This window comes from Streptomyces sp. ST2-7A (assembly GCF_021390475.1).
Lineage (GTDB): Bacteria > Actinomycetota > Actinomycetes > Streptomycetales > Streptomycetaceae > Streptomyces.
This window is the reverse complement of the sequence record NZ_JAJUWS010000033.1, coordinates 34,712-48,206: the sequence shown is the minus strand read 5'-3', so window position 1 is coordinate 48,206 and position 13,495 is coordinate 34,712. Positions and strand designations below refer to the sequence as shown.

General features: G+C 72.2%; 11 protein-coding genes. 9 read left to right on the top strand and 2 right to left on the bottom strand.

Annotated features, from left to right (window positions below):
* Nucleotides 1–220: 220 nt before the first annotated feature.
* The gene (locus tag LZF96_RS19090; protein ID WP_233874050.1) at nt 221–1,684 is read left to right on the top strand and encodes an FAD-binding oxidoreductase; all 1,464 of its coding nucleotides are present in this window, start codon (nt 221–223) and stop codon (nt 1,682–1,684) included.
* A gap of 520 nt (nt 1,685–2,204) precedes the next feature.
* The gene (locus LZF96_RS19085) at nt 2,205–2,630 is read left to right on the top strand and encodes a hypothetical protein (RefSeq protein ID WP_233874048.1); all 426 of its coding nucleotides are present in this window, start codon (nt 2,205–2,207) and stop codon (nt 2,628–2,630) included.
* A gap of 233 nt (nt 2,631–2,863) precedes the next feature.
* Here the strand turns inward: LZF96_RS19085 and LZF96_RS19080 are convergent, their stop codons facing one another.
* Together LZF96_RS19080 and LZF96_RS19075 are read right to left on the bottom strand one after the other, a co-directional pair.
* Nucleotides 2,864–3,085 (bottom strand): DUF397 domain-containing protein, encoded by a 222-nt coding sequence (locus LZF96_RS19080; RefSeq protein WP_233874046.1) that lies wholly within the window; start codon nt 3,083–3,085, stop codon nt 2,864–2,866.
* Complete coding sequence (locus LZF96_RS19075) at nt 3,078–3,872, bottom strand: helix-turn-helix transcriptional regulator (RefSeq protein ID WP_233874042.1); 795 nt, start codon at nt 3,870–3,872, stop codon at nt 3,078–3,080. Before LZF96_RS19075 ends, LZF96_RS19080 begins: the two co-directional genes overlap by 8 nt.
* A gap of 393 nt (nt 3,873–4,265) precedes the next feature.
* Between LZF96_RS19075 and LZF96_RS19070 the strand changes: the two genes are divergently transcribed.
* The 7 genes from LZF96_RS19070 (at nt 4,266) to LZF96_RS19040 (ending at nt 13,401) form a co-directional block, all read left to right on the top strand.
* Nucleotides 4,266–4,598 (top strand): hypothetical protein, encoded by a 333-nt coding sequence (locus tag LZF96_RS19070; RefSeq protein WP_233874038.1) that lies wholly within the window; start codon nt 4,266–4,268, stop codon nt 4,596–4,598.
* A gap of 551 nt (nt 4,599–5,149) precedes the next feature.
* Nucleotides 5,150–5,860, top strand: coding sequence for a Crp/Fnr family transcriptional regulator (locus LZF96_RS19065; RefSeq protein ID WP_233874034.1), 711 nt, complete (start codon nt 5,150–5,152; stop codon nt 5,858–5,860).
* Nucleotides 5,861–5,984: 124 nt separating this feature from the next.
* Nucleotides 5,985–6,848 carry a hypothetical protein gene (locus LZF96_RS19060; protein ID WP_233874031.1) on the top strand — a complete coding sequence of 288 codons (864 nt, stop codon included), beginning with the start codon at nt 5,985–5,987 and terminating at the stop codon, nt 6,846–6,848.
* Between the two features lie 32 nt (nt 6,849–6,880).
* Complete coding sequence (locus LZF96_RS19055; RefSeq protein WP_233874028.1) at nt 6,881–9,382, top strand: hypothetical protein; 2,502 nt, start codon at nt 6,881–6,883, stop codon at nt 9,380–9,382.
* Nucleotides 9,372–10,481 carry a hypothetical protein gene (locus tag LZF96_RS19050; RefSeq protein ID WP_233874025.1) on the top strand — a complete coding sequence of 370 codons (1,110 nt, stop codon included), beginning with the start codon at nt 9,372–9,374 and terminating at the stop codon, nt 10,479–10,481. The genes LZF96_RS19055 and LZF96_RS19050 overlap by 11 nt, the downstream gene beginning before the upstream one ends.
* The gene (locus LZF96_RS19045; protein WP_233874023.1) at nt 10,478–10,984 is read left to right on the top strand and encodes a Pycsar system effector family protein; all 507 of its coding nucleotides are present in this window, start codon (nt 10,478–10,480) and stop codon (nt 10,982–10,984) included. The genes LZF96_RS19050 and LZF96_RS19045 overlap by 4 nt, the downstream gene beginning before the upstream one ends.
* A gap of 86 nt (nt 10,985–11,070) precedes the next feature.
* Nucleotides 11,071–13,401, top strand: a complete 2,331-nt coding sequence (locus tag LZF96_RS19040) for a VWA domain-containing protein (protein ID WP_233874020.1) — start codon at nt 11,071–11,073, stop codon at nt 13,399–13,401.
* Nucleotides 13,402–13,495 lie beyond the last annotated feature (94 nt).

Below are 13,495 nucleotides of genomic sequence, written 5' to 3'. Positions count from 1 at the left end.
ACCCCCACATCGGACGGGGCGGAGCCCACCATGCCGGGCTCCGCCCCGTGCCCGCCCGGCGAAGCCGGAATCGCCGAACGGGCACGGGGCCCGGTCCTGCCGTCACCCCGGCCCCGTCACCGGAAACGGCCGCCCCGCCCACGAGTCGTACGGTGCGCGAAAAGCCCGGGTGGCACCTCATCCCGCCGGGGGTGATGCTGAAAACCGGGAGGTGACCACCATGAGCGGGAAGCACCACCACGACGGCGACCGGTCATCGAGCGGGGAGCGGGAACGGCGCGGTGGGGAGGCGGACCTTCCGACCCCACTGGTGGACGCGTTCGCCTCCCGGCTGCGAGGCGCCCTCATCCGGCCCGACGACGCCGACTACGAGCCGGCCCGGAGGCTCTGGAACGGCATGATCGACAAACATCCGGCGCTGGTGGCCCGGTGCGCCGGTGACGAGGACGTGATCGCCTCGGTCGACTTCGCCCGCGAGAACAAGCTGCCACTCGCCGTGCGCGGCGGCGGACACGGCGTCGCCGGCCAGGCACTCTGCGACGGCGGCCTGGTCATCGACCTGTCGGAGATGAGAGAGGTCCACGTCGACCCGGAGAAGCGGAGCGCGGTCGCGCGCGGTGGCTGCACGCTCGGGGACATCGACCGCGAGACCCAGCGCCACGGGCTCGCCACTCCGCTGGGCGTGGTGACGGGGACCGGAGCGGCCGGCCTCACCCTCTCCGGAGGCATGGGCTGGCTCCGTCGCAAGCACGGACTGAGCTGCGACAACCTCGTGTCCGCACGGGTCGTCACCGCCGACGGGCAACTTCTGGTCGCCGACGGGGACCGGAACCGTGGACTGTTCTGGGCGATCCGTGGCGGCGGCGGCAACTTCGGCGTCGTCACCGCCTTCGAGTACCGGCTGCACCCCATCGGACCGGAGGTCTTCCTCTGCTTCGTGTTCCACCCCGCCTCCCACACCGAGGAGGTGCTGCGGGCCTGCGAGCGGTGCCTGTCCGAGAGACCGGACGACTTCGCCCCGATCGGGATCCTCGGCAGGATCCCGGAAGAGGAGGAGAGCTTCCCGCCCGAGATACGCGGGAAGCACTACGCGGCGCTGCTCGGACCCTACCCGGGCGACCCGGAGGAGGGCGAGCGACTCCTGCGACCGCTACGGGAGATCACCGAGCCGATCCTGGACCTCAGCGGGACGGTCCCCTACGCGGAGGCGCAGGGGACCGTGGACGAGGACTACCCCGACGGCCTGCGGTACTACTGGAAGTCCATCAACATGCCCGGGCTCGACGACGGGCTGATCAAGCGGCTCGCCGAGCACGCCGCCGCGGCACCGTCCGCCCTGTCCACCATCGACGTCTGGTACCAGGGCGGCGCCATGGCCCGCGTCGGCGAGGAGGAGACCGCCTTCGCCAACCGCGACGCCCCCTACCTGATCGGGATCGAGGCGAACTGGGAGGCGGAGGCCGAGTCGGCCGCGAACGTGGCCTGGGTGCGCGACACCTTCGCCGACCTGCGCTCGTTCTCCACCGGCGGCGTCTACCTCAACTTCCCCGGCTTCCTCGAGGAGGGCGAACAGCTCATGCACGAGGGCTACGGCACGAATTACGAGCGGCTCTCGGAGATCAAGGCGGAGTACGACCCCGACAATCTATTCCGCCTCAACGCGAACATCACGCCGAAGCGCTGAATCCGGGCCATCCGCCCCGGGCACGACCGCCGGTTGACCCTCGTGGCCCTCGCGCCCGGCTCACCACACCACGGACCGAACCCCGCCCAATTCGGGGGCCGTTCGTATGCCGACATCGGACCTGGGCCGACCCCCTCGGGCTCGCACCTGAATGGATTTCTCCGGGAGATATTAATTTTTCTCAGCGCGCCATATCGGAAAATAGTTATGCTGATGAGATGAAGGCGAATAGGCGGGATTGGGGGAGGTCGGGCCCGCTTAGGGTTATGGAAGTTGATGGCCAGTTGGTTACCTATGACAATCGCCGTCTGGACGCCGCTCGCGAGGCAGGGGTTAAAGTTCCGATCGAGCGTGTGGACCCGAATGCTCCCCATCCCGATTCCACGGCAGGGAAAACCTGGGGAGATAAATTCCAGCAGAGGTTCAACGATCCCAGGAGCAGAAGGGCTGGTGGTGTAGTGCCCAGTCAAGGGCTCTCCGAAAGGCCGACGGTGCAGTGCAAGGGTGGAGGTGGTGGGAAGTGAGTATTGCTTCAGGGCTTTGGGGAGACGGGAAAGTTTTCATCCGCGATGCTCTTCGCATGGTCTCAAGAGGGGTGTCGATCGATGTGCAGTTGGATGATGAATCTGATTCCGGAGTGAGTTTCGGAGGTGAGTTCGACCTTGAATTTGAGCTAGGGAAAAACCCGGACTGGGTTACACCGGTTGATGTCACCGGTACGCGGGAGACGGGTGATGGTGGGGAAATTTGCCGAGGGGAGGGTTCGTATGGATCTGAAGGATTCTTTGCCAGAATGGACGAGAAGGGAGGGCTCATTTGGGTCATGTATTTCGAAGAGTCGAATCCTTTTGTTGGGGTTTCCCTGATCGAAGGAGAGGCGATCTTCAGGTCGACTTCCGGGGTGACGGTAGTTATTGACATCGGCAATCCCGGGGAGGGTGGGTGACTGCCGGTTCTCATCTGGGTTTGGTTCCTGGTGAGGGTTTCCCAGGGAGGTTTCCGATTTCGATGGCTGGTGGGAAGTCCGGGGATAAGTTTGCTTTGATGGCGCCTGTGTCGTGCCTGAACTTTCTTGATCTTCGATTTAAGGTTTTTGCCTCTTTTGGTGAATTCCTGATAGGGTCTCTTGGGATTCCACTCAAGGTCTTTGTTTCTGTAAAACGACTCTGTCAGAGTTGCTCAGATGGTGGATGAGGTGCGGTCGGTGGTGGCGAGGAAGGCGGTCCAGCTTTCGGGGGTGAAGGTGAGGACGGGGCCCCGGGGCTTCTTGGAGTCGCGGACGGGGACGGCGGAGGGGTGGCCGTCCATGATCTCCACGCAACTGCCGCCCTCGGGGCCGCTGTACGACGACCTGTGCCACCTCCCGGATATGGAAGCGATCGGGGCGGCGAGGTCAGGCATGACGTTGATGTTCCTTCGCGGTCGCTCGCAGGAGGGTATGGGACTCCTTCGACGGCAACGCGTCCCCCAAAGCCTGATGGTAGGCGTTCTGCAACCGCTCGACCACGGTCGGGGAGTCGTGCACCCTCCCCACCCGCAATCCCTCCGAGTAGGCGACGGAGGGCTGGTCCTCGAACCACATCAGGGTCAACATGCCCTGCATCAGGGGATGGGCGCCCAACCCGTAGGGCAACACGTGGAGCCGCACCCGTCCCTCCTCGCAGAGCCGGACGAGATGAGCGATCTGGTCGGCCATCACGGCCGATCCACCGACCGGGCGGCGTAGAACCGCTTCGTCGAGGAGCGCCCACACCACGGGAAGAGGGCGGTGGGTGAGGATCTTCGCGCGTTCCAGCCGTGTGACGACGAGCCTGTCACATTCCTCATCGCTCAAGGGGGCGAAGCCGCTGCGAAGGATCGCGCGTGCGTACGCCTCCGTCTGGAGGATGCCGGGAACGCACGACAGGGCGAACTCGCGGATGACGGTGGCCTGCTGTTCGAGGTGGCGGGCGGCCTCGAAGTAGTCGGCGACGGCCACGTCTTTCTGCGGGAGGAAGCTGGTGAGCACGTTGCCGGTGTCGAGGACCCGGTCCAGGCGGCGGGCGTCCTCCCGTGAGGGGACGCGACGGCCCGCCTCGATGTGGGCGATGTGCGAGCGGGTCATGATCGCCGCGTCGGCCAACTCCTGCTGGGTCATGCCGGCAGCCGCGCGCTGTTCCCGCAACCATTCCCCATAGGTATTGCTCATGGTCAACTCCCGCGTGACAGGTGGAACGTCACTCCGAACCCCTGGTCAGCGTAGCCCGTCGCTTCTCACTGTGTGAGTGAATCGATACGGAGCGGAGTTTGCTTGCGGCCGGCTCCGCGACGACCCCGGCGCGGTCCGAGCCGCCGGGGTGGGAACACCCGAACCGTGGAGTGACGCCGTGCGCCGACTCATCGCCCGCCTTCCCGAACCGCCGACGCGGTTCCTCCGCCCGGCGTCCGGCCGTCACCGGGCATGTCCCGCTGCCGGCCGTGAGCCCGAGGTGGGGCGGCGTGGGGCGGCCCGCCACCGCCGAGCGGCGGGGTCCGCCCCGGGACCCGCGCCGGGGGCCGTTCCCGGGAGGTGGCGAGCGGTTCGCGCCGGGGGAGTGACCGCGTGAGCGCCCCCACGACAGGTGCCCCCTGCCCGGCGGCCCGGTCACCCCTCCCGGCGCGGGACGCGGCCGGTCGCGAGTCCCGCCTCCTCCACCGGGTGGAGGAGGTGCAGTTGGACACGGCCCTCGTCCTGCTCGGTCACGCCGCCGACATGGTGGACGACCGCCGGGTCACCGACGACCAGTTGCGGTACCTGGTGAGACGCATGGCGGAGGCGCTGCGCGAGGTGCACCGGGTCGCGGAGGCGCGCGGCGCCCGCCTTCCCGCGTTCCCGCCGGTCGGGAAGGGCGAGGGCGACCCGACCGGGGCCACTTCCATCCCGGCCGTTCCCTGAGCGACCCGGGCGGGGACGGAACACCCGCCGAGAGCCCCCGCGCCGGTCGCCCGGGAGGACGCGTAGCGGGCCGGACGCCCGCGACGGGGTTCGGAACGTTTCCCACCGGCCGCTCGCCGCGTCCCGTCGGTGACAGGGCTGTCGAGGGTGGCCGGCCTTCCACGCGCGGGGGCGGGCCGTTCACCCGCCCGCCATAGCGCACCTCGGCCATGCGGTGGGGGCGAATGGTCGGGAAGGGGTGGCCGGGTCCCGAATTTCCGCCAAGTCGGGGGCCGGAGGTTTTCTTCCGTTTCCCCGGTTCGGTGTGTTCGGTGTGGCCCCCCACCTCGGATGTCGGGGCGTTCCGGTCGCGGGGAACGAAGCGGGCCGGGTTCGGAGCGGCGCCCGCCCGTCCTCCGGGGCCGACAGGGCGACAGCCCGTCAACTGCCGTCTTCACCCCCTACCGACCGGTAGGGGGTGAATGGCGTGAATCGTTTCCCGCCCGGGCGCCGCCCCGGGAGCATCATCGCCCTGGAAACCAGCCGATCGACACCCCTTGGGGGGAGTGCCCATGGGGCTGCTCGGCGAGGACTTGGCGTTCGCACACGCCCTGACGACACAGGAAGCCGAGAGCGTGATGGCTCTCGGCTTCCCCAAGCGCTATCCGGCCGACGCCCACCTCGTCTCCGAGGGGGACCGGTCCCATCACGTCATGGTCGTGTCGGAGGGGTGGGTGACCGTGTCGGTGGCCACGGACCGGGGGGCCACGCGGCTCATCGTCGGGCTCCGCGGCCCCGGCGAGCTGCTGGGGGAGATGTCGGCGTTGGACCGGCATCCCCGCAGTGCCACGCTGCGTGCCCTGGGGGAGGTGGAGGCGCAGGTCATCGACGGGGACGTCTTCCGTCGCTTCCTGGCCGTGAACCCCCGGGTGGGCGGACTGGTGATGCGACAGCTCGCCGTCCGGCTGCGCAGCGCCGATCGGGAGCGCTCCGCCCTCGCCTCCCTCACGGTCCTGCAACGGCTGGCCGGGCGGCTCGCCGAACTCTCCCGACCGGGGGAGGCGGGGCCCTACCTCCCCGAGGGGGCCGCGACGGAAGGGCCGGGTGTCGTGATCCACCTGGCACAGGACGAGTTGGCGGCCACCGTGGGAGCGACCAGGGAGGCCGTGGCGAAGGCGCTCCGACTCCTGAGGGAGCAGGGGATCGTGCGCACCGGGAACCGGGTGGTGGAGATCCTCGACCCCCGGTTGCTCTCCCTGCTCGCCGAGGGCCATTCGGACTGAACTCCCGGGGCGGGTGTGTAAACGGCTACAGACGACCCCGTTCCACGGGGCGAGCCTGGTGGGACGTCGGGCAACGAGCGACGACGGATGTCATGAGAACGGCGGATGTCATGAGGGGGTTGGGGTGAAAGACGCCGGGGACGGCAGCGAAGCGCTCTACGAGTCGGTGATCAGCGTCGACGCGCGGCGCTCCGGGTCGTACGGGGACGCGGACAAGCCGCGGATGCGGGCCGATGTCCACGGGATCGTGGGGACGGCGTTCGCACACGCCGGGGTGGGACGGGAGGACCTGCACCTGGAGGACCGCGGGGACGGGGTGCTGGTCTCGGTGAGCGGTGGGATACCCGTCACCCGCCTGCTCGGCCTGTGGGTGGTGGAGGCGCACGAGGCCCTGCGCGAGACGAACCGGGCCCTGCGTGTCCCCCTGGGGCTGCGGGTGGGGATGCACGTCGGGCCGGTCCGTCACGACCCGCACGGCATCAGCGGGCGGGCGGTCGACCTCGCCTGCCGGCTGGCCGACTCGCAGCTCTCCCGGCGGCTGTTGGACGCCGAGGGGGCCGACATGGTGGTGGTGGTCTCGTCCTCCCTGTACGAGGACGTGGTGGCCGGCGGCGGGAAGTTCATCGAACCGGCGCGGTATTCCCCCGCTCGCCAGGACTTCAAGGAGGGCGCCACCAGAGCCTGGTTCCACCTGCCCGGCCGGCCGACTCCGGCCCTGCCGGCGGAGGGGGAGGAGCCCGGGCCGGGGGGCCCGGCGCCCGACCCCGACGCGGACACCGGAGGCGGCACCGGGGGCACCGACCCGGCCCCGCGCCCCGCTTCCGCGCGCGTCCCGGACACCGCCCCCGGGGTGACGCAGACCGTGACAGCCGCCCGCGACGTGTACCTCGCCGGCGGTGATCTGTCCCGGCACGACGGCAACACCTATCACCAGCCGGTGCACATCGGCCGCGTCGTCCGCGAGCCCGGGGACGGGGGGAACCGGTGACGCCGGGCGAGGAGCGGCGACCGGAGGGTCCCGTGGACGGCCGCCCCCGGGACGGGGACGGGGCCGGGGAGCCGGCTCCCGCCCCTCCGGGGGAGCCGGCGGATGCCGATGAGGGGGCGGGGCGGGGTGAGGAGGAGGCCCGGGAGCGGGCGCGTGCCGCCGAGCGGTTCCGGGAGCACACCCGGGACCCCCTCCGTGCCGGGGGAGCCGGGGAGGGCGAGGACGCGGAGGACGGCGGGGACGGTCCCGCTGTCCTGGCCGCCGCGGCCGCCGCACGGCGCACCGGCCGCAGGTTGTTCGAGGCCGGGCGGGATCTGAACACCATCGACCGCTCCTACATCAGCAGCGCCCACATCGGTGACATCCATCTGAGGCTGGACGCCCACCGGCCGGGCACGCGGATGCGCAGCGGGCCCGTTCCCGAGGAGGAACTGCGCGGGCTGCGACGGCTCCACGTGGAGCCGGAGGGGTATGTGCGGCTGCGCGAGGCGCTGCGCACCCGCCGGTTGCTGGTGCTGGGCGCGGCGCCGGGCACGGGGCGCACCATGACGGCGCTCTGCCTGCTCGACGAGGTCACCGCCGGAGCCGCCGGGGGAGGGACCCCCACCGGTTCCGGGGCACGGGTGCACCGGGCCGATCCGGAGCACGGGGTGCGCGGGTTGGTGGAGCTGCTCGGTGACGCGGATGACGCCGGTGACCCGGACGCCCCCAGGACGTCGGGCACCGCCCCCGGCAGGGGTTACCTGGTGGAGCTTCCTCCCGCCGGTCCCGGTTCCGCCCCGCCCGACGCGTTGGACCTGGACGGTCTGGCCGCCTCGCTGGCCGGGCGACGGGCGTTCGCCGTGATCGTGGTGACGATCGGCTCCGCCGCCAACGCCCTGATGGCCGGCCGCTACGGCATGACCTGTCTGCCCGTCCCCACCCGCGAACTCCTCACCGCCCGCCTGCGCGATCGACTCCGGGAGCACGTCCCCCCGGCCGCCGGCAGCGGTACCGGTGACGGCGCCCGCCCCGATCCGGGTGAGCTGCTGGCGTCGGCGCTCGCGCGGGCGGACGCCGAGGAGGTGGGGAACGCCATCGGCCTGGAGGATCTGCGGCCCGCCGAGGTCGAGGTCCTGGCCTCCCTGCTCGCCGGCCGGGTGACGGGCGCGATCACCGACGAGGAACTGCTGGCCGGTTGCCGGGACCTGGCCGCGCGCCAGGCCCGGGAGTGGTTCACCGGTGTGGACCGGGGCTCGGCCGTGCCCCGGACCGGCGCGGAAAGGGGTGTGGTCGGGCCGTCGGCGGCCTCGTTGTTCCACCCCGTGGCGTTCCGGCTGGCCCTCGCCGTGCTGGGTGGCGTGCCGTACGGCGTGGTGGCCTCCGCGGCCCACCTCCTGACCTGGGAACTGTCCGTACAGGCCGATCCGGACACCACCCCGGCCCGACCGTTGTTCTGCGACGACCCGGACACGGACCTCGTGCTCGCCCGGGCCGACCTCCGGCGGGGGCGGACGGAGGTGGCCGGGGCGGAGGTGGAGGCCGGTCTGGTCTGGTACCGGGGCGCGGCCCTGCCCTCGGCGGTGCTGGCCGAGGTCTGGGACCGGCATTTCCCGGTGCGGGCACCGATGGTGCGCTGGTTGCGGTTGTTGGCGGACGACCCCCGCCCCGGGGTGTGGATGCGGGCGGCCGTGGCGGCGGGGGAGCTGTGCGTCCGGGACTTCGATCACGGCCACGGGGAGTTGATCCGACCGCTGGCCCGGGCGAGGGCCACCCGGCGGAGGTTCTTCGCCGCCACGGCGATGGACCAGGTGGCCGGTCACCCCTCCCACCGCCCCGCGGTGCACAAATTGGTCGACGACTGGAGCCGGAGCGAGTCGGCGGCGCTGCGCTGGACCGCGGCGATGACCCTGGGCTACGGGAACGCCGCCCCGGGAACGGAGGAGGCCCTGGACGCCCTGGCCCGTACGGGCACCCGGGGGGAGGGCGCCGGGGTGGCGGTGGCCTCGTTCAACACGGTGCGGTTGATGGCGTCGTCCGAGGCGGGAAAGGTGATGGAGCGCGTGGCGGCCTGGGTGCGCCACCGGCGCGAGGAGTACCGGGACCTGGGTCTGGTGACCGTGGTGAGGTTCGCCGCCACCGAGGTGAACGAGGTGTTGGCGGAGGGCCCCGACTCGCCGTTGGGCGAGCGCCGCGACCAGCCCCTGCCGCTCGCCCTCGCGGCGGTTCATCCCGGGCTGGTGCCCGTCATGGCCGCCCCTCTCCGGGTCGCGCTCGACACGCCCCGTTCCCGGGACGCGGCGCTCGACGCGTTGGAGTCGCTGCTCCGCTCCGCGGTGCGCGCGGACGGCATGGAACGGACCCGGCCGGGCTTGGCGGAGCTGCTGCCCCACCTGGTGCGGGAGAAGCACGAACTGCAACGGCTGGACTGGCTGTTGCGCCGGATGATGAACGACCGGGACGATCCGCTGCCCGAGGACCGGGCCCGCTCCCTGTGGTGGCTGGCCGTTCCCGCGGGCCGCGGATCGCCGAAGGGGGAGAACCATGTTCGATGACGGCCACCCGAACGCGCCCGCCGGGCCGGCGCCCGGCAACACCCTCGCCGGCCCCTTCCTGCGGGAGTACGTTCCGTCGAAACCGTTCCGGCACACGAGTGCCCGGACGACCTCGGTGCTGTTCTACGCCAACGGCGGCCACAGCGTCGTGACCGTCACCGGGACCACCCACCACGGGAGGAAGGCGCTGGCCCGCCCGCGCACCGTGTGCGAGATCGCCGGCGGAACCTTTCTGACGATGCTCCGGATGGAGTTGCCGGCCGCCGGCGGGGCGACCTTCTTCACGGCGGAGGTCGACATCCAGTGGACGGTCGGCGACCCCCACCGGGTGGCGGTGGAGGTGGTGACGGATGTCGCCGAACGGCTGAGGGCCCCCGTCCTGGAGAGGTTGCGCGAGGTCTCCTCGGAGTTCCCCGTGGCCCGGGCGGAAGAGGCCGAGCGGCTTCTCACCCGACGCTGCGCCGACGGGCGGTGGAACGACCTGGGCTCCGAACTTGGGCTGCGAATAAGGCTGTTCGTCCGCCTGAGGACGGACGACAGGACGATCGGCCATGTGGAGGACATCCGGGAGGTCCGGGCCGGGATCGAGGTGACCCGGGTTCGGCAGGAGATGTTCCGCGACATGCTCCGGGGCGGCCGGCTGGAACAGCTCGCCTACATGCTGGCGGCCGAGCCCGCGGCGGCCAAGGAGTTCATGGAGAAGATCCGCCAGGAGGGCCGGCAGGACGAGAAGGAGTACCTGACCCGCCTGCTGGCCATGGTCGACGAGGGGCGGATCCACTCGCACGAGGTGGAGGCCCGGGTCCTGGACCTCGTCGACCGCGGTCGCCATCCCCTCGGAGGCGCTTCGTCGGGCCCGCCTGCGCGGGACCCCGCGGACCCGTGGTCCGCCGGGCCGGAGGGCTTCACCCCGGAGTGGGCGCTGGAGCCGTCCCCCGGGCCACCGGCTGACCCGGGGGACGGCTCCACCACGGGGGACCCCACCCCGGTGGACCGGGCCGACCGGGACCCCGGGGCCGGGCACGACCGGGACGGGGACCGGGAAGGGTCCCTCCACGGGGTCCGGGACGAGCCGTGGCCGTGGGGGGACGAACGGTGACCGCCACACCCGCGCCCGGGGCGGGCCCCCCCGCGGGGGAGCGGGTCGCGGAACGCCTGCTGACCACCGTCCGGGAGGACCTGGGGCGCGCGGACACGAAGGTGTCCGTCCTGGTCTCCGGGTCCCTGGCGCTGCCGGTGCTCCTGATCGGGCTGCGGGGCAACCCGGCCTGGCAGGGGCCGCTCGACCTCGTCCTGGTGGCCGCCGGCGTGTGCTGGACGCTCGCGGTGACCGCCCTGGTACGGGCGCTCATGCCGCGCACCCGCACCGTGCGCGAGCGGTCGGGGGTGACGTTCTTCGGCGACCTCGTGCCCCCGCAGGACCTCGGCCGGTTGACCTCTGAGGTGACCGAGGCCGGGCGCGACCCCGTCGGGTGGCTGCTCGTCCAGGCAGTGGACGTCAGCTTCATCCTCTCCGCGAAGTACCGGGCCATCCGTTGGGGAGTGGTCGGCCTGGCCTGCTCGGTGACGCTCGCCCTCGTCTGGGGCCTGACCGCGCCGTGACCCGTCGTCCGGGCGACGGCCATCGCCCGGACACACCCACGCATCCGCGTCCCGAGGGCGCGAACGATCTCCGAGGGGGAGAACCCATGACCATACGCAGGGGAAGAGGATCGGGTAGAGGAAGTCCGGGAGCCGGTGGGGGGCCGGGCACCCGGCGCGGTTCCCGGACCGTCGCGGGGCTCCTGTGCACCCTGGCACTGCCGTGGGCGCTCGCCGTTCCGACCGGCCCCGACCCGATGCCGGTGGCGGACCCCCGACCGGCCGGCACGGCTGTGGAGTACGTCGTGGCGGTGGACGTGTCGGCCAGCCTCACCCCGGCGGACCTGGAGGCGGAGAAGGCCGCCGCCACCCGCATCGCGCTGGGAGACGTCTCCTCCGCCTCGCACGTCACCGTCTTCGGGTTCGCCGCGGCCGAGGACAAGGGTCAGAGCGCGGTGGATCCCGCCTGTCCGAGGACGCGGCTGGACGCCTCCGGCCGCGAGGCGATCGCCGCGTGCGTCGCGGAACTGCGCATCCGCGGGGCGGGGGAGGGCACCGGGACCGACTTCCCGAGCGCGATCCGGCAGGGGGTGCACGAACTGACCGAGGGGACCGACCCCTCGGTGCCCCGCGTGCTGTTCCTGCTGACCGACGGGAAGATGGACGTCGTCGACAGTGAGAACTACGGGCACCCCGCGCACCGGGAGGCCGAGGGCGAGCGGCAGCTGGAGGAGGAACTCCGCAAAGCCGCCGAACAGGGCGTGCAGATCTGGCCGCTGGGCTTCGGCCCGGAGCCCGACGAGGCGCAGCTCGAGCGCATCGCCGCCGGCGGATACCAGGACGGCTGCGTCGAGCTGCCCTCGGCCCGGCCGAGAGCGGCCAGGTTGTCGGACGCCGCCGATGTCGGACCGGTGCTGGAGGAGATCTTCGCCGCCGCCCACTGCCTGCGCCACCAGGAGGGGCCCAGCGAACGGCCGCCCGCCACGATGGAGATCGACATCTCCCCCCTCGCCACCGTGGGCAGCATCGTCGTGGACAAGGGTGATCCGGAGGTGGAGATCACCTACCTGGACCCCACCGGCCACGAGGTCCCCACCATCGGCACCCACGGCGACTCCGACTTCGAGCTGGCGGGGGCCTCCGGCACCGTCGAGGCGCTGCGGATCGTCAATCCCCTGCCCGGTACCTGGCGGGTGCGGGCCGAGGCCCCCGAGGGGCACCGTTCCCTACCGGTCGGTCTCAGCGTGCTGTGGCAGGGCGAGTTGCGCGGCGCGATCACCATGGACCCGCCCTCGCCGCGTCCCGGCCGGGAGGTCGTGGTGACGATGCGCCTGCAGACCCGCGAGGGGTACGGGATCGACGACCCGCGGGACTACGCCGGCCTGCGGGTGGAGGGCGAGCTGACCGGCGACGGCTTCGACCCCGTGGAGCTGGACCTCGCCGACGACGGCGAGACCCCGGACCCCGTGGGCGGGGACGGCGCGTTCGCGGGCGTGGTGACGGTGCCGGAGAGCGCCGACGGCGTCCTGAGCGCCACCGCCACCCTCACGGTGCCGGGGTTGAACGCCGACACCCGCACCGAGAGCGGACGCGTCGCCCCCGTCTCGCCGACCGTGACCGCCACCCTCGCCCTGACCGGGGAGCGGACCCACCCCGGCGGGGTGATCGGCGGGACCCTGAGCGTGCGGAACACCGGGGACACCCCCCGGACGCTGCGCCTGTCCGTCACCGACGTGCAGGCGGGCCTGCTCACCGTGACCCCCGCCGAGATCGTGGTGGAGCCCGGCGAGGCGACGCGCCGGGAGGTGACCCTGGAGGTGGCGCCCGCGCCCCTCTTCGGGGACGACCTCACCGGGAAGGGACTGCGGCTGGAGGCCACCGTCGGGGTCCTTGACGCGGACGACGGGGACCGGGTCCTGGACCACCACATCCTGTCCGTACCGGTCACCCCCGAGCCCGGCCCCTGGGAGAGGTACCGCGGGCTCCTGGCGGGGGCGGGGGCGCTGCTCGCCGTCCTCGTCGGCGCGGTGGTGCTCCTGATGCGGCGACGCCGGACCGTCCGGGACCCGCACGGTCTGGTGCTCCGGCTGCTGGACGGGACCGGCGACGTCATCGGCGAGCACCGGATCACCTCCCGGGACGGGGGCTGGTACGGGTTCGACGTCGTTCGCTCCGGCGGTGCGCCGCGCATCGAGCGGCGTCGCGACGGGCGGTACGCGATCCGGCGCGACGCCGCCGGCTCGCCGGTGCTGCGCAAGCGGACCGACAGGGCCCGTTTCCCGGTGCCCCCCGGGGGAGGGGTGCCGCTCGGCGACGGAGTGAACCTCACCGCCGAGGCCGGCTCCCGGACCTCCGGGGGCCGCCGGCCCGACACACGTCCCGCCGTCCCGACCGGCGCGGCCACGGGACGGCCCGGAGCCCCCGACCCCGACCTGTGACCGCGCCCGGGAGGGCCGGCGCATCCCGGCCCTCCCGGGCGGGAGCCCCGCCCGGCGGCCCCCGACCGGCGGAACCACCACCGCCGCACGCACC

Coding starts and splice junctions, on each gene's coding strand:
- LZF96_RS19090 (WP_233874050.1), top strand. CDS start 221: ATGAGCGGGAAGCACCACCACGACGGCGACCGGTCATCGAGCGGGGAG.
- LZF96_RS19075 (WP_233874042.1), bottom strand. CDS start 3,872: ATGAGCAATACCTATGGGGAATGGTTGCGGGAACAGCGCGCGGCTGCC.
- LZF96_RS19040 (WP_233874020.1), top strand. CDS start 11,071: ATGACCATACGCAGGGGAAGAGGATCGGGTAGAGGAAGTCCGGGAGCC.
- LZF96_RS19050 (WP_233874025.1), top strand. CDS start 9,372: ATGTTCGATGACGGCCACCCGAACGCGCCCGCCGGGCCGGCGCCCGGC.
- LZF96_RS19065 (WP_233874034.1), top strand. CDS start 5,150: ATGGGGCTGCTCGGCGAGGACTTGGCGTTCGCACACGCCCTGACGACA.
- LZF96_RS19080 (WP_233874046.1), bottom strand. CDS start 3,085: ATGCCTGACCTCGCCGCCCCGATCGCTTCCATATCCGGGAGGTGGCAC.